General features: G+C 31.9%; 22 protein-coding genes. 12 read left to right on the top strand and 10 right to left on the bottom strand.

All coding sequences use genetic code 11. The annotated features are described in order from the left end of the window. Window positions 1-11: 11 nt before the first annotated feature. The gene (locus tag CLOST_RS05335) at window positions 12-1,034 is read right to left on the bottom strand and encodes a DUF362 domain-containing protein (RefSeq protein WP_013361240.1); all 1,023 of its coding nucleotides are present in this window, start codon (window positions 1,032-1,034) and stop codon (window positions 12-14) included. A 218-nt stretch (window positions 1,035-1,252) separates the two neighbouring features. Between CLOST_RS05335 and CLOST_RS05330 the strand changes: the two genes are divergently transcribed. Together CLOST_RS05330 and CLOST_RS05325 are read left to right on the top strand one after the other, a co-directional pair. Continuing rightward, entirely contained in the window at window positions 1,253-1,714 is a 462-nt protein-coding gene (locus tag CLOST_RS05330; RefSeq protein WP_013361239.1) for an NUDIX hydrolase, read from the top strand. A gap of 34 nt (window positions 1,715-1,748) precedes the next feature. Next, window positions 1,749-2,408: a B3/B4 domain-containing protein gene (locus CLOST_RS05325; protein ID WP_013361238.1), complete on the top strand. Its 660-nt coding sequence runs from the start codon at window positions 1,749-1,751 to the stop codon at window positions 2,406-2,408. A 128-nt stretch (window positions 2,409-2,536) separates the two neighbouring features. On the opposite strand, the gene CLOST_RS05320 is transcribed toward CLOST_RS05325, so the two are convergent. The 6 genes from CLOST_RS05320 to CLOST_RS13540 all read right to left on the bottom strand — a co-directional run bounded on the left by CLOST_RS05320 (window position 2,537) and on the right by CLOST_RS13540 (window position 7,322). Further along, complete coding sequence (locus CLOST_RS05320) at window positions 2,537-3,271, bottom strand: NAD-dependent protein deacylase (RefSeq protein ID WP_013361237.1); 735 nt, start codon at window positions 3,269-3,271, stop codon at window positions 2,537-2,539. A 46-nt stretch (window positions 3,272-3,317) separates the two neighbouring features. Then, window positions 3,318-3,572 carry a hypothetical protein gene (locus CLOST_RS05315; RefSeq protein ID WP_013361236.1) on the bottom strand — a complete coding sequence of 85 codons (255 nt, stop codon included), beginning with the start codon at window positions 3,570-3,572 and terminating at the stop codon, window positions 3,318-3,320. Between the two features lie 36 nt (window positions 3,573-3,608). Further along, window positions 3,609-4,979 carry a sensor histidine kinase gene (locus CLOST_RS05310; RefSeq protein WP_013361235.1) on the bottom strand — a complete coding sequence of 457 codons (1,371 nt, stop codon included), beginning with the start codon at window positions 4,977-4,979 and terminating at the stop codon, window positions 3,609-3,611. Then, entirely contained in the window at window positions 4,969-5,661 is a 693-nt protein-coding gene (locus CLOST_RS05305) for a response regulator transcription factor (RefSeq protein ID WP_013361234.1), read from the bottom strand. Before CLOST_RS05305 ends, CLOST_RS05310 begins: the two co-directional genes overlap by 11 nt. Before the next feature lie 33 nt (window positions 5,662-5,694). After that, window positions 5,695-6,384 carry a hypothetical protein gene (locus CLOST_RS05300; RefSeq protein ID WP_013361233.1) on the bottom strand — a complete coding sequence of 230 codons (690 nt, stop codon included), beginning with the start codon at window positions 6,382-6,384 and terminating at the stop codon, window positions 5,695-5,697. Window positions 6,385-6,467: 83 nt separating this feature from the next. Continuing rightward, window positions 6,468-7,322, bottom strand: a complete 855-nt coding sequence (locus CLOST_RS13540) for a GNAT family N-acetyltransferase (protein ID WP_013361232.1) — start codon at window positions 7,320-7,322, stop codon at window positions 6,468-6,470. A gap of 168 nt (window positions 7,323-7,490) precedes the next feature. On the opposite strand from CLOST_RS13540, the gene CLOST_RS05290 reads away from it, so the two are divergent. From CLOST_RS05290 to CLOST_RS05275, 4 genes are all read left to right on the top strand, one after another. After that, entirely contained in the window at window positions 7,491-8,363 is an 873-nt protein-coding gene (locus CLOST_RS05290) for a tRNA 2-thiocytidine(32) synthetase TtcA (RefSeq protein ID WP_013361231.1), read from the top strand. Window positions 8,364-8,393: 30 nt separating this feature from the next. Then, on the top strand, window positions 8,394-9,299 hold the full coding sequence (locus CLOST_RS05285) for an EamA family transporter (RefSeq protein ID WP_041487115.1): 906 nt from the start codon (window positions 8,394-8,396) through the stop codon (window positions 9,297-9,299). Window positions 9,300-9,412: 113 nt separating this feature from the next. After that, entirely contained in the window at window positions 9,413-10,687 is a 1,275-nt protein-coding gene (locus tag CLOST_RS05280; RefSeq protein WP_013361228.1) for an ArsB/NhaD family transporter, read from the top strand. Between the two features lie 93 nt (window positions 10,688-10,780). Further along, the gene (locus CLOST_RS05275) at window positions 10,781-11,266 is read left to right on the top strand and encodes a hypothetical protein (protein ID WP_013361227.1); all 486 of its coding nucleotides are present in this window, start codon (window positions 10,781-10,783) and stop codon (window positions 11,264-11,266) included. A 140-nt stretch (window positions 11,267-11,406) separates the two neighbouring features. Here the strand turns inward: CLOST_RS05275 and CLOST_RS05270 are convergent, their stop codons facing one another. The 3 genes from CLOST_RS05270 to CLOST_RS05260 form a co-directional block, all read right to left on the bottom strand. Continuing rightward, window positions 11,407-12,681, bottom strand: coding sequence for a cation:proton antiporter (locus CLOST_RS05270; RefSeq protein WP_013361226.1), 1,275 nt, complete (start codon window positions 12,679-12,681; stop codon window positions 11,407-11,409). Between the two features lie 201 nt (window positions 12,682-12,882). Continuing rightward, a complete protein-coding gene (locus CLOST_RS05265; protein ID WP_013361225.1) occupies window positions 12,883-13,491 on the bottom strand; it encodes a hypothetical protein in 609 nt (202 codons plus the stop codon). A 257-nt stretch (window positions 13,492-13,748) separates the two neighbouring features. Continuing rightward, window positions 13,749-14,174, bottom strand: coding sequence for a universal stress protein (locus tag CLOST_RS05260; RefSeq protein ID WP_013361224.1), 426 nt, complete (start codon window positions 14,172-14,174; stop codon window positions 13,749-13,751). Between the two features lie 186 nt (window positions 14,175-14,360). On the opposite strand from CLOST_RS05260, the gene ade reads away from it, so the two are divergent. From ade to CLOST_RS05230, 6 genes are all read left to right on the top strand, one after another. After that, the gene (ade, locus tag CLOST_RS05255; protein WP_013361223.1) at window positions 14,361-16,106 is read left to right on the top strand and encodes an adenine deaminase; all 1,746 of its coding nucleotides are present in this window, start codon (window positions 14,361-14,363) and stop codon (window positions 16,104-16,106) included. A 234-nt stretch (window positions 16,107-16,340) separates the two neighbouring features. Beyond that, window positions 16,341-17,504 carry a DUF3798 domain-containing protein gene (locus CLOST_RS05250; protein ID WP_013361222.1) on the top strand — a complete coding sequence of 388 codons (1,164 nt, stop codon included), beginning with the start codon at window positions 16,341-16,343 and terminating at the stop codon, window positions 17,502-17,504. Window positions 17,505-17,595: 91 nt separating this feature from the next. Beyond that, a complete protein-coding gene (locus tag CLOST_RS05245) occupies window positions 17,596-19,197 on the top strand; it encodes a sugar ABC transporter ATP-binding protein (protein ID WP_013361221.1) in 1,602 nt (533 codons plus the stop codon). Between the two features lies 1 nt (window position 19,198). Continuing rightward, window positions 19,199-20,242: an ABC transporter permease subunit gene (locus tag CLOST_RS05240; RefSeq protein ID WP_013361220.1), complete on the top strand. Its 1,044-nt coding sequence runs from the start codon at window positions 19,199-19,201 to the stop codon at window positions 20,240-20,242. 3 nt (window positions 20,243-20,245) lie between these two features. After that, window positions 20,246-21,541 (top strand): ABC transporter permease subunit, encoded by a 1,296-nt coding sequence (locus tag CLOST_RS05235; protein ID WP_013361219.1) that lies wholly within the window; start codon window positions 20,246-20,248, stop codon window positions 21,539-21,541. Between the two features lie 80 nt (window positions 21,542-21,621). Beyond that, window positions 21,622-22,551 (top strand): GNAT family N-acetyltransferase, encoded by a 930-nt coding sequence (locus CLOST_RS05230; protein ID WP_013361218.1) that lies wholly within the window; start codon window positions 21,622-21,624, stop codon window positions 22,549-22,551. Window positions 22,552-22,582 lie beyond the last annotated feature (31 nt).

Below are 22,582 nucleotides of genomic sequence, written 5' to 3'. Positions count from 1 at the left end.
TTTTAATCATCCTACTGTAGTTCAATTAGTTCATAGTCTTTAGAGCCAAAACCAATTTTTACAGCGTGCTCTATAGATTCTCTTCCATCGTCAAATAGCTTATCGTCACTTTGATTTTGAAGCATATCTATACAGGCAGTGTCTATTGCTACAGGATCCTTTGAAATAAATACTCCAATATCTGATGCAACCTCGTCCATATGCTGGCCCATGCAGTCACATTCTTTAGTTATATTAATCAAATAAGTGATGTATACATTATCTTTGTCTTTTTGAGCTGCATACGCATATTCTGCGAGCTTTTCTTTAAAGTTTACTTCTGACCAGTCATTTACTATGGCTCCTACTGGGCATACTGCTATACAGCCTGCACATCCTACACATTTTTCTGAGTGAATAAATGCTTTTTCTTTCATTTCTATTGCTTCTACATCGCATTTTTTTACACAAAGACCACAGGATATACATTTTTTCTCTATTACCTTTGGACTTATTCCAGAGTGCTGTGCTAGTTTTCCTCCTCTAGCGGCAAAACCCATAGCAAGCTGTATCATAGCTCCACCAAATCCTGCTGAGCCATGGCCCTTGAAATGTGCCATAACTAGGAATTGATTGTATTTTGAAAACTCTGTTCCTATTTTACAAGTTGAGAAGTATTCTTTATCTATCTTTATTTCATCATAAGCTTCTCCATGATCCCCATCTGCTATGATTATTGGAAGCTGAGTGAATCCGTGCTCTTTTGCAAGCTCTATATGACTACCTCTAGTAGTTCTTGAACCTCTGTAGAGTACATTTGTCTCTATGTAGGCACTTTCTATTTGATTTTCTCCCATATATTCTATTACATCCTTGTAACAGGCTGGTTTTATATATGTAGTGTTGCCTTTTTCACCAAAATGAACTTTCATAGGGACTGTTTTTTCCCAGGTATGATTTTCATTTTTTACTAAAACTTCAAGTAGCTCTCTAGCCGCTTTGCTTAGTTTTTCTTCAGATTTATCAGTAACTTTTTTAAAATAGACTTTTGACATAAGTAATACCTCCATTTTTTATATTATTCTTTTTTGAAATATTTTAAATGAATGGCTATTTTATAGCTTTCTAATTATATTTTATCATATTTATTATTTTTTAGCCTCATTGGATTATATTATAGAAATAAAGTTATTTTATTTTGTTTATTGTATACTTATTTGTGTGTTACAATATTTTTGTATGTTTATTAATTTTGATAAGTGCAGGTGATGCTATGATTTTATCTACTCACTGCTATATAGAGCGTGATGACCAGATATTGATGATGCATAGGATAAAAAAGAAAAACGACATTCATATGAATAGATGGGTGGGGCTAGGTGGTAAGATGAATCCTGGCGAAACCCCTGAGCAGTGCATCATAAGAGAAATCTACGAAGAGAGTAATCTAAAAGCTAATAGTGTAAAGCTTCATGGCTTTATCACCTTTCCTGACTTTATGGGAGATAACGACTGGTATATGTTTTTGTTTTCTTGTGATGATTTTTCTGGAGATGTAATTGAGAATGAAGAAGGAAAACTAAAATGGATTTCAAAATCAGATATCAATCAGCTTAATATGCTTGAAGGTGACAAGATTTTTATGGAGTGGATGAATAAGTACAATTTTTTTACTGCTAGGTTCACTTATAAAGACGATGATCTTATAGACTACAGTCTTGATACAATTATTTAATTTTTTCATAATATATTATTTTGGAGGGTACGCTATGAATGTTAGAATTGATGAAAAAGTAAAAGAAATACTACCTAATCTACAGCTAGGTATAATTGAAGCAAATGTTGTGGTTTCACCTAGTGACGATGAGCTATGGGGCATGATTGACTCTGTTTATAAGCATCTTCAGGAAACTCTTACTTTAGAGGATGTACTTAAAATAGAAAGTATTCAGGCTGCTAGAAGATCATATAAAAAATTAGGCAAAGACCCTAGCAGATATAGAGTTTCTTCAGATTCACTTATTCGCCGTATTCCTAAAGGAATGGATTTATATAAGGTAAATAATATAGTTGATATAAACAATCTTATTTCGCTAGAAACTGGCCATAGTCTTGGGTGTGTAGATTTAGCTAAAGTTAAGGGCGATGTAGTATTCACAAAAGGAAATGCTGGAGACTATTATGAGGGTATAGGAAGAGGTCAAATTAACCTTGAAAATATGCCTGTTTTTAAGGATGATGAGGGTTACTTTGCTTCTACTACATCAGATTCTGTTCGAACTCAAGTAACTGAAGAAAGTAAGCATATCATGATGATGGTGATATGTTTTGAAGGAGATTCAAAGCTTAATGAGTATATAGAAAAAATAAACAGCCTGATGACAAAATATGCCGATGCGAATATTCTGGAAGCTAAAATTGTAGAGTAATATTATTATATTTATTTTTTACACAATAATAGAGGGACATCCTAGAATAATTTAATTTTCTGGATAGTCCCTTTAATTTTTGTAGTTTATATGCATTAGAAATAGTTGCTTGCTAATAGACATGGCTATTATTTTAAAGCCAAGCTAAGTACTTCGCCTACGCTATCTCTAAATACTAGTTTTGCTTTGCTTTTTTTATAAACCTCGCCCTTATTTATGAGTATAAGATTATCTCCTCTATAGTAATCAATAAGACCTGCTGCAGGGTACACACTTAAGGAAGTTCCACCTATTATTAAGGTATCTGCATTTTGAATTGCCGATACTGATTTTTCTATCACTTCGTAATCAAGCCCCTCTTCATATAAAACTACATCTGGTTTTATTATTTCAGAGCATACATCGCATAGAGGGACATCCTCTGAGCTTAATACATAGTCAAGGTCAAAAAACTTATGACAGCCCATACAGTAATTTCTATGAATACTTCCATGGAGCTCTAGTACATTATTTGAGCCAGCTGCTTGATGAAGTCCATCTATATTTTGAGTTATTACTGCATTTAGCTTTCCCATTTGCTCGAGCTTTGCAAGTGTATAATGTGCTAGATTTGGTCTTGCATTTGGAAATATCATCGAGGTTTTATAAAAGTCATAAAAAAGTGAAGTTTGATTTATAAAAAAGCTATGGCTGAGCATGGTTTCTGGAGGGAAATTGTATTTTGATTTTATGTTGTATATGCCTTCCTCTGAGCGAAAATCTGGGATATTGCTCTCAGTTGACACTCCTGCTCCACCAAAAAATACTATGTTTTCACTAGCTTGGATGATTTTTGATAGTTCATAGATAGCTGTCTCATCCATAAAATCCCCTCCAGTCCCTGCTTTAAAAAATTTCAAATTCTTTAGATTATTTTTTTAGTATATCCTTAGCATCCATTATACTTAGTATCGCTAGCTCTAAGTCTTTTTCATTTTTTCTAATTATATAGGTTCTTGATTTATTTTCTTCAACTAACATATAGTCTTGATTACTATTCATTCCTATTATTACGTCTTCTATGCTTTTTAAATAACCCAGAACTTCATCTAGCTCTATTCCATCTAGTAATACCTCTGCTATTTTTACTGTCCAGTCTTTTTTGCCTAATTTTAATTTGTTCATTTTAAATTTACCTTCCATTCCTTTAAATAATTTTAATTATTGTGGTAATATTAACTTTACTGTGAGCCCTTTGCTTTCATTTATATATGCAGAAGCACTTCCACCTAAAAGTATCATGTTTGTGCTTACAATATAAAGTCCTAACCCATCTCCTTGAGTTTCTTTATGCTCATTGCTTCTATAGTAAGCAGCAAATATTTTATCTAGTTCTTCTTTCTTTACTCCCATTCCACTATCAGCTACCTCAATTGTAACAGAATTATCTAGTTTTTTTACTGAAATATCTACTTTACCACCATATGGAGTAAATTTATAGGCATTTGTGAGTAAATTATACACTGATTGATTTATTTTATTTTTATCTGAATGTATTAGTAGTTCGTTTGAAAGACTCGATGTAAGCGCAATATTTTTTTTAGTATATTGCAAACTAAGACTTTTTATAATATTTTTTATTTCTTTTGTTAAGTCAAGTTCAGATAGTTCGATGGAGGTATCATCACTATCATCCGTTATTATATCTGAAATATTTGTCATCATTTCAGACAAAGTATCTATCTGTTCTAGACATAGACTTAGATTTTGCTCATCTAATACTATCACTTCATCTATAGCTGCTTCTATATTTGATTTTAAAATAGTGAGAGGTGTTCTAGTTTCGTGAGAAAGCTTGTCAGCTTTTTCTTTTCTTATTTTGGTCTTAAGTTTTAGTCTAGATGCAAGATTTAGTAAGGTTAGCTGAATTTGCTTAATCTCTACTGTTTCTGAAAGTGGTATATCAACCTGATCATCTTGCTCTATTTTGCTTGCATAATAAGCAGTGTCTATCAGCTGCTTTGAAAACTTAGTACTTACAATCCAAATAATTAATCCTGCAATAATAGCAACAGATATAAAAGCAATAGCTGCTCCACTATATAGTGCTTTATTAAAAAGCACTGAGGTTTGCCAATTTTTTACATCCTTATTTCTAATTATTTCAAGACTTCCTATTTTTTGGTTTTCATCATTTGAAACATCAAATATATCAGTCTCAAGCTGCAAACTATTTTCGTGGTCGCTTCCAAAGTTCATATGCCCTTGTCCCATCGCTCCACTTGATGTGAATATTAGTCTGCCTTGATTTGAGTATATGTTTATCTCTATTATAGGGTCACTCATATATGATGATAAAGTCCTTCTATATGACATCTGTGACATCATTGGTCTTGAGTTACTTGAGCTTTCTTTATCAGCTATTATCTCTTGAGCTATTAGTGATATTCGAGCTATATTTTGATTATATTCCTGGACTATATAGCTATTAAAGTAGTTATCTATATAATTACTCGCTATAAAAGACTGGATTAATACTCCTGCGGAAAGTATTGCTATTATAATAATAATGAGTTGATTTCTAATCTTCATCTGAGCCTCCAAATATATATCCAGCTCCATATTTTGTTTTTAAATATTTAGGGTTTTTAGTATCCTCTTCAATCTTGTGACGTATTTTTTTAATATGCACATCTATAGTTCTATCAAAACCCTCAAAATCGTTGCTAAATGCAAGCTCTATAAGCTGCTCTCTAGATAATATCTGTCTAGGATTTTTAAAAAAAGCATATATTATTTGAAATTCCTTTGATGTTATATCAATTTCCACTTCATTTTTATACAACTTTTGCTTATTTAAATCTAGCTTTAATTCACCTTCAATTAATACTTGTTTATTCTCTATTGTTTTATAAGTTCTTTTTAGCATAACCATTACTCTTCTAACTAATTCTTTGGGACTAAAAGGCTTTGTAACATAATCATCTGCTCCATTTTCAAAGCCTTTTAGTCTATCTACTTCCTCTTGCTTTGCTGTGAGCATAATAACTGGTACGTCTGATATAAGTCTTATTTCTCTGAGTACTTCCAATCCATCGATTGTAGGCATCATAACATCGGATATGACTAGATCAGGATTTGAATCTCTAAATAAGGCAAGTCCTTCTATTCCATCGTTTGCAATTAGGGTAGAATAGCCTTCTTTTTGCAAATATTTTGCTACTATTTCACTGATATTTTCCTCATCTTCTATTATTAATATTTTAAATGACATTGTAATTTTTCTCCTATCAGAATCATTAATTTACTATATAGTCCATTCATCGTGTATAATTCCTATGATATAAAGCTGAGAGTTATATTCTTCCATAACTATTCTTAAGCTAGTCCAGTCCATACCTGTATACTGTGGATCAAATCCTGTAAAATGAAACTCCACAAACTGAGCATTTGGATATACTTCTTCAATATTATTTATGGTGTTTCCAGTTTGAACTATTTGATTATTTCCTATAATATGAGGGTTTGCAAAATCCTGATTATATATAAATCTATCATAGTAATCTGAAAAATTAAGGTCTATAGGTTCCCCTGTGACGTCATAGCTTCCCCAAGTATAAATATCAGAAGAATTCATGTAGGTCTCTAGGTCATTGGCAGTTACTATTATATCATTTGTTTCATCTATATATGCATATGGTGAAAATCTAATTCCTTTTTGAGGATGTGCATAGTTTTTAAGTTCATTCATATCTCTTGCTTTTAATATGTTTACTACCTCAACAGCTAGAGATAAAGATGTCATTGTACCAGCCTCATTATTTGCACCATCATTTAATTGCTCTTCTAAGCTACTAATCTTTTCTTGCAAAATTTTATTCTCATCTTTTAGTGAAGCGAGCTCTTTAGATAAATCCTCTGTGTCTTTTGGAGTGCAAGCACTAAATATCAGCATGAATATTAAGCCTAAAGCTAAAATAATATTGTTTTTATACATAAAAACCAACCTCCTTTTAGATAATTTACCCTAAAATCATAAATTCATCCAAAATTTAGATTGGTTTAAAATTAACTACTATTTTACTTCTTTAAATAATAGAAATAGTCCATTTGCCAGTCTGACCAAGTAATATATCCATTTGCTTTTAAATTTTCTAATAGCTGAGGCTTTTTTAGATTTACTGTAGTGTATGGTGTAAATCCAGTTTTATTTTTTTGATATAGATAATCGCTAAATATCTCTATAGTATCTATATCTTCATCTACAGCCACAAAGCAGGTTTCCACTTTATAGTAGATAATGCCTTTTTTTCCGTTTATTTCCCAAAAAGCATCTTTTTTTATAAGTATATCGTACAATTCTTCTGATACATCCATAAAAGTGAAGTCACAGTGAAATACCATATCTCTTGATTTAAAATAATCTAAGTTCATAAACTCCTCTAGTGTAGGCTTCCACCTAGTAACTACAAATGACTTAGTCGTTATCACTGCATTATTCTCTTCATATGGCTTCATAACTATCATATGCTGTTGCTCTATTTCAAAGCCTGAGGATTCAAGCATCTTGCGACTAGCTACATTATTAAGATGAGTACAGGCTCCTAATTTATTTATTTTCCCTTCTTCAAGATATTTATTTGCCAATTCACTCATATATTCTTGAATTCTTCTTGCTAATTTTTGGCCTCTATATTCCTCATGTACTCTAAGTCCCTCAAGCCACCCCATTTGCTCTGGCAGTATAGAAAACTTTGAAATTCCAGCTATTTTATTCTTAGCCTTATCTATTATACAAAAAAATTCTCCTTTTTCATCATCAACCCAGTTATGAAAAACCAATGGCATATAATCAGTTCCATCCCATATGTCTTTGCACATTTCTTTTACTTCCTCGTAATCGTAATGGGTTAATAGTCTAAATTCGTAGTCCATATTATGCTCCCCTTTTTCTATGTATAGTTTTGTTTATATAAAATGTTATTTTTGTACGAATTATATTATACCATTATAAAAGTTTTTAGAATATTCAATTTTGATTTTTCTTCGGGACAAAAATAAGACATAATGATATAATATTTCGTTGAAAGATGAGGTGTAAAAATGTCAGAACTAGCAGGAAATGGTTGTGAAGTTTTGGTGCCTTTTAATGAAAGAAGGCCCTTAGATGTAATTGAAAGAAGTATAATAAAAACCTATAGAAAAGGTATATGGTCAAAATTTTTAAAGGCATTAAATGACTACGAAATGATTCAGCCAGGTGATAGAATTGCTGTTGCTATATCAGGCGGCAAGGACAGCATGCTTATGGCTAAATTATTTCAAGAGCTTCAAAAATTCAGCAAGATTCCTTTTGAGGTTGAATATATAGCTATGGATCCAGGTTATCATCCAAGCATAAGGGAGCTTATGATGGATAATTTTAACTATCTTAATATACCAATTAAGGTATTTGAAACTGATATATTTAAAATTGCCGATAAAATAGCCCAAGACTATCCTTGCTATATGTGCGCAAAAATGAGGAGAGGCGCTCTATATAACAAAACTAAGGAGCTAGGCTGTAATAAGCTTGCTCTAGGACATCACTTTAACGATGTCATAGAAACAACTATGCTAAATATGCTCTATACAGGAGCATTTAAAACCATGCTACCTAGACTCAAGTCTACAAATTTTGAAGGTTTAGAGCTCATTAGACCTCTTTATTATGTGGAAGAGGTATTTATTGAGAGATTCACTCAAACAAATGGAATCTGGCCCCTTAACTGTGCATGCATGGTAGCGGCTAAAAAAACTGGCAGTAAACGTAAAGAAATGAAAGAGCTTATTGCTAATCTAAAAAAGAATTTTAATAATGTAGATAAATCTATTTTTAAAGCTGCCGAAAATGTGAATTTAGACTGCGTTCTAGGCTGGCAGCAACATGGAGAAAGCTTTTCCTTTTTAGATGAATTTGATTCAGCAGATGAGTAAGGATTAAAAAATGAATATTGGGAGGTTTTTATGAAAAAGAAGGATTTAGTAATGGCTTTAATGGTTGTCATCATATGGGGAGTCAACTTTACTGTTATTAGATTGGGGTTAAATGGTGTGCCTTCTATGCTATTGGCAGCACTTAGATATACCTTTGTACTACCTGCTCTCTTTTTTGTTAAGCGTCCTAAAATCGACATGAAATACGCCATCGCCTACGGATTATCTGTAGGTGTTGGTCAATTTTCATGTCTTTTTTATGCAATGCAAATAGGTATGCCGGCAGGATTATCTTCAATCACTCTACAATCAGCAGCATTTATGACTCCACTACTTGCTTTTTTATTTCTACATGAATCCATAAAGCCAAAACAAATAATAGGGCTTTTTATAGCTGCTATTGGACTAGCTTTTATTGCAAGCAATGCTGGCAGTATAACTGCTGTTCCTCTTCCTGCACTTTTGCTTACATTATTAGCTGCATTTTTCTGGGCTCTATCAAATATTGTGCTTAAATTCGCTTCAAACAAAGCTGAAGCTTTAGGTGAGAAAATTGATATGCTTGGGGTTGTAGTATGGACTAGCTTAGTCCCTCCTATTCCACTTTACATTTTTTCATTTATACTAGATGGTCCAGATGTTATGCTAAAAACTGTAACTTCTCTTAGCGCAATTTCTACTTTCTCTATTTTCTATTTAGCATTTGGAGCTACTATTTTTGGTTATGGAACTTGGAGCGTACTTCTTGGAAAATATCCAGCTTCAAAAATAGCTCCTCTTTCACTTATGGTTCCAATAACAGGACTTCTTAGTTCTCAAATTATTTTAAAGGAACAATTATCTACTTCACAGTGGACTGGTGGATTTATAATACTGCTTGGACTTATATTTTCTACTCTAGATATAAAATCATTAATTAAATTTAATAATAGATAAAAATCTTGCAAATATAGTTATTACAACGTCGTTATTATTTTATTTAATTTGACACTAATATTTTTAAGGAGTATTATCATATGTGGAATTTTTATAGATAAGGATGTGATGTATTGTTTGCAAGTGCTACTGCAATACCAATTACTATTTTTTTAGTAATTTATGGTATTATCATTTCGGAACGAATTAATCGTACTGCTATTTCTCTCTTTGGTGCTATAGTGATGATAGTGATAGGTATCATCAATCAAGAACAAGCTATCGAGCACATCGATTTTAATACCATTGGACTTTTAGTTGGTATGATGATTATTGTTAATATTTTAAAAAGAACAGGTGTATTTGAATACTTAGCGATAAGAGCTGCCAAAAAAGCTAAAGGTGACCCTTGGAAAATACTAGTTTTATTTGCAATTATAACAGCATTATCATCAGCATTTTTGGATAATGTTACTACAATTTTATTAATTGTACCAGTGACTTTAGTTATCACTGATACGCTAGACACTAACCCTATTCCATTTATGTTTACAGAAATACTAATAGCAAATATCGGAGGAACTGCAACACTTATAGGTGACCCTCCTAATATTATGATAGGTAGTGCAACAGGTCTTGGATTCGTAGACTTTTTAGTCAACCTTGCTCCTGTAGTTATAGTTATTTCGTTTGTCGTTTTATTTTTACTCAAGCTGATTTATAAGGATTTTTTAAAGGCAAAAGATGAAAACAAGCAAAAAATAATGAAAATGGACGAAACAATAACTATAAAGGATACACTCCTTTTAAAAAAGAGTTTAATAGTATTATTTATTACTATTCTAGGATTTATGGTTCATGCCCAGTTTCATTTAGAATCGGCAACTGTCGCTCTTGGTGGTGCTGCATTACTACTCGTTATAAGTAAAATTGATCCAGAGGAAATATTATTTGAAGTAGAATGGACAACAATTTTCTTTTTTATGGGGCTATTTATTTTAGTTGGTAGTTTAGTAGAAGTTGGAGTTATAGATAATCTGGCAAAAAAAATGTTAGAACTAACTAAAGGTAATCTATTTATAACTACTATAACTATTTTATGGATATCTGCAATTGCTTCTGCATTTTTAGACAATATTCCTTTCGTAGCAACTATGATACCTCTTATTAAATCAATGACAGCTTCCGGGCAATTGGATGCAAATCCCTTGTGGTGGGCACTTGCACTAGGCGCATGTCTAGGTGGAAATGGTACTATAATTGGAGCCTCTGCAAATGTTATTGTTACTGGCATCATGGCAAAAGAAGGAAGACCTGTAAGTTTTATGAGTTTTATGAGAATTGGTTTCCCTATGATGATTGTTTCGATTATAATTTCTACTATTTACCTAATACTTTTTTATGTATAAAATATATATAAAGATATTTTTATTCTAACTTTTAAAAAAACAAAGCTTATGCTATTTTATACATCTAATTAGTATTGAGGAGGTAGATTTAAAGTGAAAAAATACATAATAAGCACTGAAGCTGCTCAGCATTCTATGAAATTGACTCAAATGGGTGCAAATGTAAAACAAGTTAGCGGAAAATTATGTTATGTTTCGTTCGATTTAGGTTATATAACACTAGAATATGTATATAATATAAATGCTAAAGGCAAGTACTTCTTAGAAAGAATAAAACCATACCCACTTCCAATCAAGGCTTATGATAATGAGGATGACGTGATTGATATAATAGAAATAGATGTAGAGCAGTTTAGAAATGCCGCTAACTCATCCCATGTAAGCGAATTTATTACTATAAGTAACAAACTCCATGAAACTATAAAGAAATTTGAGGATTTGTTTCTCTACTATAATGTACCAGCTGAACAAGTTCAACTTTTATTAAAAGAAGTAAATGAGATGAACGATACGATTATGGAAACAAAAGTAAATAGTAAACGAGTTTACACAAAGAAAGAACCAGAGACATTAAAATAAATATTATTATGTTTTCGAAACTTTATTATATGTAAAAATTAAAGCAGCCTATTGTTAACTCTTGTATTACTAAGTAGCTTAACCCTATTTAGTAATACAAGAGTTTTATACAATAAGGCTGCTTTATTTACTTTATAATATTAACCTAATAATGGTTTTAGTTTCTTTTCTCTTTCAAAATCTTCATTTGGCTCCAATAAGCCTAGTTTGTCTGCAAACATTTTTGTAGTGCTTGCTTGTATTAGAAGCGTTACAAGTATCGTCATAAATACTGCCGATGAAATAATATCACTATAAGGCATTTTCATAGCTACAATCATAGATGATAAAGCGGCTGGTATAACTCCTGTCTCTCTCACCCACATTATAAACATAAGCTCTTTTGATGACCATTTTACTTTTCTATCAGGCAAAGTACATATTAAGACAGATATTGGTCTAGCTACGAGCATAAGAAGTAATACAAATACAAGTGACTGCTGCCAGTATTTTGCTAAACTTACAAAATCAACATGTGTTCCAAGAAGTACAAATATAGACATTCTCATTAAAAGTGCCACTGTTTCCCTAAAATGCATTTGGGAAACAAAATCAGTTTCTGGAACCCAAAGCTTAAATACTTTTTTATTCCCGCAAATAAGTCCAGTAACAAATGTAGCCATGTAACCACTTCCACCTAGTTCTTCTGCTAGAACAAATGATGTAGCTACTGTAACGAGCGAAAGAATCGGTGCAAAATCATGGAAATATCCATATTTTGTATCTGAAATTAAAAACGAAAATAATACTCCTACTGCTATTCCTACTCCAACTCCTCCAAAAATCATTATTCCTAACGTCTTTAGGTTCCCAACTAAGCTAAATGTTCCAGAGTTAATTACTGCTAGTATAGCTACAACTAATATTGCACCTACTGCATCATTAAATGCTGATTCACTGATAACTGTCTGTTTTACTCTTTCTTTAATTTTTATCTTTTTAAATACAGGAACTAGTGTAGCTGGATCAGTTGAAGCTACTACTGCACCAAGCAAAAGTCCATAAATCATAGGAATTTTAAAAATATAAATTGCAGCAAACCCTACTAATGTTGCTGAAATCATCACTCCCAATGTGGCTAACAATGAAACAGATGTTTTTATATCATTTAATACTCTAAGCTTAACCTCTCTTCCACCTTCATACAAAATAAAAGCTGAACCAAAGGTCAAAATCAGCTGATTTCCAAGAGGGTAATGATCTATACTTACTAAGTTAAGCATAGATGGCCCGATTATAATTCCGGCCAATAAATAAAGCACCACATCGGGTACTTTTAAGAATTCACTTATTCTTGCGAATAGCATTGCAGTAATTACTAAAATTACAAACATAACTAAAATTTCACTAGTCATAATCATTGCTTGAGTCTGCATTTAAGATACCTCCATTTATAATTGCTTAATGAACAAATGAAAGTATACTCTCATGATACCCAAATAGCAAAATCGATTAAAGCTAGGATTAGACTATTATACACTGAATATGATAAATGATATCGATTTCCTCATATTAACTCTAATCCAAGCTTAAATTTCCTTTGATTATCTCTATTTCTCTATTATTTTTCATATATATTATTTAAATTTAATAAACTTTAATGTAAAATCCATAAATTCCTCTATGCTATCTATGTATCCTGGCTTAGTTTTACCTCTATGCTCTTTGGTTTGCCACATATACAAAATTTCAAAACGTTTCATACATATGTCTAGCTCTTCTTTTCCAAAAATTATATAGTTTGATTCTAAATCTACTTCTAACTCAGGATATTTTGATATAATCCTATATAGCAAACAAACACCATGATACATAACTTCTGCATCAAATACTTCTCTTATCTTTGAAGTAATTATAGGTATAGATTCTCTAACTATTCCTATATCATTTGGAATTGCTACTGTGGATTTAAAAATAGTTTGAGTCTGTATGTTATTACACTTGCCAGATAATATTTTGATAACTTCAGAATAGAATTCAGGCGCAGCAATTTTTTCTACCATTTTAAAGCATATAGTTTGCTTTGGAGTATTTTCATTTACAGCATTAAAAAATATTTCAAGGAAATCTGCTACTTTTTCTGGGTTTCCTATCATTTTATTAAATGATAAAAGAGGAATTCTATCTATATGATTTGCATTTGAAATTAATTCATTCATTGGTTTAATAATATAATCTCTATTCATAATTTTCCTGATTAAATATCAGTATCTCCCCTTTGTATATTTATTTTCTTTCTTAACTATTTTCTAGAACTGTTTATGAATTATTTTTAATTTTCTTATATTTATATAATAATATATTTTTGTTAATAATTATACAATTTTATACATAATTATATTAGGAAATAAATTATATTCTTTAATATAAAAATTAGTATTTTAAAGAAAAAGCGTCTTAAGTGTTTCTCTTAAGGCGCTTTGAATGCATAATCGATATATTCTTAACTGATGATTAAAACCGGTACATTTGAATTATGAACAACTTTATTAGTTACGCTTCCTACAAAGAATCTTTTTGTAGAATTTATATTTTGAGTATTCATAATAACTAAATCAAACTGATCTTCTTCAGAGTATCTAATTATTTCATCAGCTGGATTCCCCTTTAATATAACTGTTTGAGCATTAATGTCTTTAAGTTTGAATCTTTCAGCAATGTCTTTTACAATCTTCTCGGCATATTCTACAAAATGCTCATCTTTCATGTCTAATAAATTAGATAATTGAGGGTGTGAATGTTTATCAGAAAAAGGAACTACTGATAGGATAACTAAAGATGCATCAAGCTTTTGTACTAAGTCACAAGTGATTTTAAAAGTTTTGTCACTGAGTTTTTCAATGTCAACTGGCAATAAAATTTTTTGCATTAATCTTACCCCCTCTAATAAATTTGAAGCTATATCAGCTTATTTTATTTATACCCATTCAAAAATATACTTATACAAAATTTGTCATTTTATTATTAATAATTAATTAATACACATTTCCCTAGTTATAATCTCATTAAAGTGGTAAAATAGCATAAATTGAAAACTTTTAAGGAGGATTTTGTAGTGATTTTCGATGATAGAATGGATAGATTAAAAAGAAGAGCTGAACTTGCTAGTGGAAAGCTTCTTCCAGATATGGTTCTAACAAATTGCAAGGTTATAAATGTTTTTAATGGAAAAATAATCCATGGTAATATTGCTATAGATGGTGGAAAAATAATAGGAATAGGTCCATATGAAGCTAAAGAAAAAATTGATTTAGGTGGTGCATATGTAGCTCCAGGCCTTATAGATGCACACATGCATATGGAATCTACTTTAGTTACTCCTGGTCAAATGGCTAGAATAATTGTTCCAAGAGGAACCACTACAGTTGTGGCTGACCCACATGAAATTGCCAATGTTTTAGGAATTGAAGGCGTTGAATTTATGCTCGACGCCACTGAAAAAACTACTTTAAATGGTTTTTTTATGCTCCCTTCATGTGTTCCGTCTACTGATTTCGAAACATCTGGTGCAAAACTAAATGCAGATAAGCTTTCTGAACTATTTAATCACCCAAAGGTTTTAGGCCTTGGTGAATTAATGAATTATCCAGGGGTTATAGCCGGAGACACTGATATGCTAGAAAAAATGAATATGGCTCAAAGTAAAATTATAGATGGCCATGGTCCAGAGCTAACTGGTAAAGACTTAAATGCATATATGATTAATGGTGTTAGAACAGAGCATGAATGTAGCACAATAGAAGAAATGCAAGAACGTATCGGTCTTGGAATGTATATAGCAATAAGAGAAGGATCAGCTGCTAAAAACCTTGATACTCTCATAAGAGGGGTAGACGAATATAATAAGCATATGTGTATGTTCTGCACAGATGATAAAAATCCTGAAGACATCTTAAAGGAAGGTCATATAGACTATAACGTAAGAAGAGCTATAGAGTTAGGGGTATCTCCTATTACTGCTATTCAAATGGCTACTATAAATCCCGCCAGATGCTATAATTTAAGAGATATAGGTGCTATTGCTCCTGGATACGATGCAGATTTAATAGTGTTTGATGATTTAAATACTTTTGAAATAAAAACCGTTTATAAAAAAGGCATCAAAGTAGCTGAAAATAAAAATGCATTATTTGAAACTCAAGTTATAGACACAAGTAATGTTACTAAAACTGTTAAACTTGAAAAAATAACTTCTGATAAGTTCAAGCTCTTCTTGAATTCAGATATTGTTAATGTAATTAGAATTATACCAAACAGTATAGTCACTGAATCTGTAACAAGAAGAGTATATCTAGACCAAGATAACAATTTTAAATCAAATAAGCTTCTTGACGTTGTCAAAATTGCTGTAGTTGAAAGACATAAAAATACTAAAAATATTGGAATTGGTCTAGTAGAAAACTTTCATCTTCAAAACGGCGCTATAGCAACTACTATCTCGCATGATTCTCACAACATAATAGTTATAGGAGATAACGATGAAGATATGGCTCTCGCTGTAAATACTTTAATAGACTTACAAGGTGGAATTGTCATAGTATCTGAAAATGAAATAAAAGCATCTCTTGCCCTGCCTATAGCTGGTTTAATGTCAGAAAAATCCATGGAAGATGTTTGCTTGGATTTAAGAAAATTAAGAGAAGTCGCTATGAGCATTCTTCATATTCCTCATTCTCTAGAGCCATTTATGACTCTTAGTTTTATGGCTCTACCAGTTATTCCAGAGCTTAAAATAACTGATAAAGGATATTTTGATGTTAAAAGCTTTAAGTTCAAAGATATTGAAGTCCAGCAAGGCTAGTTTTCAACCATATATTTCCATATAAAAATTATAAACGCTACCATGCGTTTATTTTTTTATATGGAAATAAATATTTAAAATATTGATTTTACACATTTACAAATAAATTTTTATGATAAAATTATTTTTTAATTATATGAAATTTTCAAAATATATAGAATTTTTAATCAAAACCATTTATAATGCTAATAAGTGTTATTACACACTAAGTTACATAATAAAGGGGGAAATGTTGTGAAAAAACGTTTAATCGGATTAGCTTTAGCAATGTTAATGGCAATTCCAATGGCTGGTTGTAATACTCCAGCTGCTACAGAAGAACCTGCTGCTGAACCAGCTGCAGATGCTGCTGCTAGTTACAAAATTGGTATTATGACAGGTACTGTATCTCAAGGTGAAGAGGAGTATCGTGCTGCAGAGCAAATGAAGGAAAAGTATGGTGATCAAATTATTCTTCAAACTTATCCTGATAACTTCATGAAAGAACAAGAAACAACTATTTCAAACGTTGTAAGTATGGCTTCTGACCCTGATGTTAAAGCTATTATCGTGGTTCAGGCTATACCTGGTACATCTGCTGCAATTGATAAAGTTCGTGAGATGAGAGATGATATTTTATTCATCGCTGGTGTTCCTGGAGAAGACCCTGACATGATAGCTAGTAAAGCTGATGTAGTTTTCCAGGCTGATGAGCTTGGAATGGGTACTTCTATCATTGAACAAGCTGAAAAAATGGGTGCTAAAAACTTTGTTCACTATTCATTCCCAAGACATATGTCTTATCAGCTTCTTGCAATGAGAAGAGATCTTCTTAGAGAAACTTGTGAAGCAAAAGGAATCAACTTTGTAGATGCTACAGCTCCAGACCCAACAGGAGATGCTGGTGTTCCAGGTGCTCAGCAATTTATATTAGAAGATGTGCCTAGAAAAGTAAAAGAACTAGGAGCAGACACTGCATTTTTTAGTACTAACTGTTCAATGCAAGAACCTCTTATAAAATCAGTTCTAGAGCAAGGTGCTCTTTATCCTCAACAATGTTGTCCATCTCCTTACCATGGATATCCAGGAGCTCTTGGAATTGAGATTCCAGATGATAAAAAAGGTGACGTTGATTATGTAGTAGAGCAAATCAGCGCTAAGATAGCTGAAAAAGGTGGAACAGGGAAATTCTCTACTTGGCCAGTTCCTGTAAACATGCTATTTGTTGAAGGTGGAGTAGAATATGCTAAAGCTTATATCGAAGGAGATATAACTGAGAAGGTTGACAAGGCTAAATTAGAAGAAATCTTCAGTGAAATCGCAGGAAGCCCTATTACACTTTCTACATTTACTAACGAAAGTACTGGAAATGAATTTAATAACTTCTTTATGTTCCTTTCTGAATACATCACTTTCTAAATTAAAACCTAACGATTTTTGTCTGTGCTGCCACACAATGTGGCAGCCTAATTTTAGTCCAAAATGACAATTTACAGCTTAGGGGGAAAATATGCAAAATCAAGAATATATAATACAGATGAAGGATATACGCAAAGAATACTTTGGTAATCCTGTTTTAAAAGGTGTAAACCTAAATGTAAAAAAAGGTGAAATTCATGCTCTATTAGGTGAAAATGGAGCTGGAAAATCTACACTTATGAATATACTGTTTGGAATGCCTGTTATTCATTCCACTGGTGGTTTTGAAGGAGAAGTAACTTTTGATGGAAATATTACAAATATAGATTCTCCAAATACAGCTATGCATCTTGGGATAGGAATGGTACATCAAGAATTTATGCTTATTCCAGGTTTTAGTATAAGTGAAAATATAAAATTAAATCGTGAAATATTAAAAGCAAATATATTTAGTCCAATTATAGGTGAACAAGCTAAAACACTTGATTTCAAAACAATGGACCAAGAATCTCAGGTCTCACTTGACACTTTAGGATTGAATTTAAAAGTTCAAAGTAAAGTCGAAGGACTTCCTGTTGGTTTTATGCAATTTATAGAAATCGCAAGAGAAATTGATAAAAAAAATATGAAATTAATGGTTTTTGATGAACCTACAGCAGTGCTTACTGAAAGCGAAGCTGATGCTCTTTTGAAAGCAATGCGTAGAATTGCTGATAGAGGTATTTCTATACTCTTTATAACTCATAGATTAGATGAAGTAATGCAAGTATCTGATTCTATTACAATTCTTAGAGATGGAGAGCAAGTTGCAAGCCTTGATACAAAAGATACAAATGTTGTCCAACTAGCTGAAATAATGGTTGGAAGAAAAATTGAAAATATGGCTCAAAGGGAAGAACATGAGTCTTCTAGTGAAGTTATAATGAAGATTGAAAATCTTGTAGTTGATATGCCTGGTGAAGAAGTAAAAGGTGTTAATTTAGAGATTAAAAAAGGAGAAATATTAGGAATCGGCGGACTAGCTGGTCAAGGCAAAATTGGTATTCCTAATGGAATCATGGGAATTTATCCTTCTAATGGTGTTGTGACTTTTAATGGTCAAAGTATTCCTCTTAATAACCCTGCTCAATCTTTAAAAAGTAAAATTGCCTTTGTATCTGAAGATAGACGTGGCGTTGGTTTACTACTTGATTGCTCTATAGAAGAAAATATAGTTCTTACCTCTATGCAGATTCAAAATAAATATATCAAAAATTATGGTATAGTATCACAAATTGACAAAAAAACAATTCGTTCTCATGCTTTAGATATGATATCAAATTTAGACATTAGATGTACTGGTCCAGAGCAACTTACAAGACGACTAAGTGGTGGTAATCAGCAAAAAGTGTGTATTGCTAGAGCCTTAACACTAGATCCTGAGATTATATTTGTTTCTGAGCCAACTAGAGGTATTGATATAGGCGCTAAAAAACTGGTTCTCGATACACTAGTTGAACTTAATAAAAGACTAGGCATGACAGTAGTTGTAATATCAAGTGAGTTAGCTGAACTTAGATCAGTATGTGATAGAATAGCTATTGTTACAGAAGGAAAAATCGAAGGTATCCTATCTCCTACTGATAATGATGCAGATTTTGGATTAATGATGTCTGGAGACTATCATAAAATTCATGGAAAGGAGGTAGGTTAATATGGAGATTTCTACTAAAAAAGTCATATCTACCCTTGGCATTCCAAGGCTTATAATTATAACTTTTATGATTGTTCTTTGTATTATGGCAATATTTTTAAAACTTCCATTAAATGACCTACTATCTGATACACTTGTCAGAACTGGTATGAATGGAGTACTAGTTTTAGCTATGGTTCCAGGTATTTTATCTGGAATAGGCCTTAATTTTGGTCTTCCACTAGGAATAGTTTGTGGTTTAGTTGGTGGACTAGTAAGTATAGAAATGGATTTAACTGGATATACAGCATTTTTAGTTGCTATATTAGTATCTATTCCTATATCTGCTATAGTCGGTGCCCTTTATGGCTACTTGCTAAATAGAGTTAAAGGTTCTGAGATGATGGTTGCTACATATGTAGGTTTCTCAGCTGTTTCTCTTATGTGTATAGGATGGCTTCTAATGCCATTTAAAGCAGAAGAAGTGAAATGGCCAATAGGTGATGGATTAAGAACTACTATTGCACTTACTGGTCGCTATGATAAAATATTAGATCATACTTTATCATTTGATATATTGGGCGTAACTATCCCTACTGGATTATTGCTTTTCTTTTTTCTTTCTTGCTTTTTAATGGCTCTTTTCTTAAAAACAAAAACAGGTATGGCAATGAAGGCTGCTGGTGATAATCCTAGGTTTGCTGTTGCATCTGGTATAAATGTAGATAAGCAAAGAATCGTAGGAACTATGATTTCTACTATTTTAGGTGCCGTAGGAATAATTGTCTATGCTCAAAGTTTCGGTTTTTTCCAATTATATCAAGCTCCTTTGATGATGGGCTTTGCTGCAGTTGCTGCTATATTAATAGGTGGTGCATCTGCAAGACGTGCTAATATGATTCATGTTATACTCGGTACATTTTTATTCCAAGGACTTCTTACTATTTCCCTTCCTGTTGCAAATAAAATCATAACTGAAGGTAACTTATCAGAGGTACTGAGAATAATAGTACAAAATGGTATAATTTTATATGCACTTACAAAAGTATCTTCGGGGGGTGACTAGAATATGGAAGCAGAAAAAATTGTTTTTGAAGAAAACAAATCCGAGAGTATGGGTTCAAATATAAAGAAAATATTATTTGACAATTCTGTTACATTCATTTTTATAATACTATGTTTAGGTGGTATATATTTATCAAAACAACCTGTTCCATTTATTGTAAATGAGCTTATTCAGCGTATTACTAGAAACTCATTTTTAGTTTTATCTCTGATTATTCCAGTTTTAGCGGGTATGGGATTAAATTTTGGTATAGTTTTGGGTGCTATGGCTGGTCAGATTGCTCTAATTGCAATAACTCATTTTAAAATTGGCGGAATTACTGGTTTTCTTTTAGCCGCTTTACTTACCATACCTTTAGCTTTACTATTTGGATATTTTACTGCCAAGTTACTTAATAAAACCAAAGGACAAGAAATGATTTCTGGTATGATTCTAGGCTTCTTTGCTAACGGTTTATATCAGCTACTATTTTTGTTCTTGGTCGGAACTATAATACCTATGGACAACCCTACTTTGGTACTTAGTAGTGGTGTTGGTATAAAAAACACCTTAGATTTATCTGGTCCTGAAGGTACAAAATATGCCTTGGATGCTATAGCCAAAATTCCTTTCATTAAATCTACAATCGTCTTTTCACTAGCAGGAGCTGGCTATTATGTATATAAATTTATCCAAAGTAAAAAAGATGAAAGATTAATGATGCAAAGAAATGGTTTTATTATTAGAGGCTTTTTATTTACTATATTATTAGTAGTATCATTTTATGTAAGTACTGTTAAATCACTTGTAAATAATATTACAGTACCTCTAGTTACTATTTTAATTATAGGTTTAATCTGCGTATTTAATGTATTTATTTTAAGAACAAAAGCAGGCCAAGATTTTAGAAGTGTAGGCCAAGATATGAATATTGCTAAAATATCTGGTATTCCAGTTGATAAGATACGTATAAGAGCTATCCTTATTTCTACTGTACTTGCTGGTTGGGGTCAGCTTATCTTCTTGCAGAATATAGGAACTCTTAATACTTATGGAAGTCACGAGCAAGTTGGTACATTTGCAATTGCTGCTCTTCTAATAGGCGGAGCTTCTGTTACAAAGGCAACTATAGGACAGGCAATAATCGGAACAGCACTGTTCCATACCCTATTTATAGTTTCTCCTCAAGCTGGTAAAAACTTATTTGGAAATGCTCAAATTGGTGAGTATTTCAGGGTTTTCGTTGCTTATGGAGTTATAGGAGTATCCCTTGGGCTACATGCTTGGAAACAGCTTTTTGACAAGAAAAACAAGAAATAATATAATCAGATAAAACCCCGTATTCAAATTGTATACGGGGTTTTTACATCCAAATATTAAGCTCCAAATAGGGGGATTTTATGAGCACAGAATATAAAATTAAAACATTTTCAGTTTTAACTGAGAAAGAAGTATCAACCTTATATGAATTTTGTCGTTCTCATCAAACAGAGGATTTTTATTCTGATTTAAATGAAATGAAAAAATACTATTCTTCAAATGTATTGAATAAAGGAGAAAACCACTTTAGCCTATGGGTAAATGATGATATTAAAGCATGCGGCGGATATGTGGATTTGATGGCTAAAGAAAAAAATGAAATCTACATTACTCAAGCTTTTTCCGCAGAAGATGATAAAAAGTACTGGGAGCTACTTTATTCTAATCTTTTAAGTTCTATGAGTAAGCGACTTAATCCAGCAGTGTTAGATAAGGTTTATATCAAGCTAGGACTAAGAGGTAAAAGTAGTCTTATTTATAGCTGGAGCATAGATGAAAATTTTATAGAGGATTTTGATATGCTAAAGCTAAAATATGTTTTGTCAAAAGCTTCTACTTTTGAAGATGCTCAAAATTTAGTTTATCATGAGAACCTATCTCTTGAAACCTGGGAAATATTTAGAGATATTCACGATAAAGCTTTTGTCCCAATTCCAAACGGTGGTAGATTGGATTCAGATTCATACGAGGAATATATGACTACAGTTGATGATACTACTTCTAATTTGATTTATTACTATAATAATGTTCCTATTGGAATATCGATTTTTGCTAAGGATGATTCAGAAATATTTCTCGATGCTCTAGCTGTAAATCCTGAGTTTCATTCAAAAGGCTATGGGAAATTAATCCTTAAGTATTTAAGTGGCAATCTAAAGACTCAAGGCTATAAGAACATTAAATTAATTGTTGCTAATAATAACGCTCCTGCTTATAATTTATATCTTAAGTATGGCTTTCTTCTTGATAAGATCTATGTTAAATGGATGAAAAAATCTTTTAAAAAATAAGATTTCAATCATTAGTGCAATACAAATTGCT

Origin of the sequence: Acetoanaerobium sticklandii (genome assembly GCF_000196455.1) — a bacterium.
In the GTDB taxonomy this organism is placed as follows: Bacteria; Bacillota; Clostridia; order Peptostreptococcales; family Filifactoraceae; genus Acetoanaerobium; species Acetoanaerobium sticklandii.
Note: the sequence above shows the minus strand (reverse complement) of the source record. Positions and strands in the feature narration are given on the sequence as shown.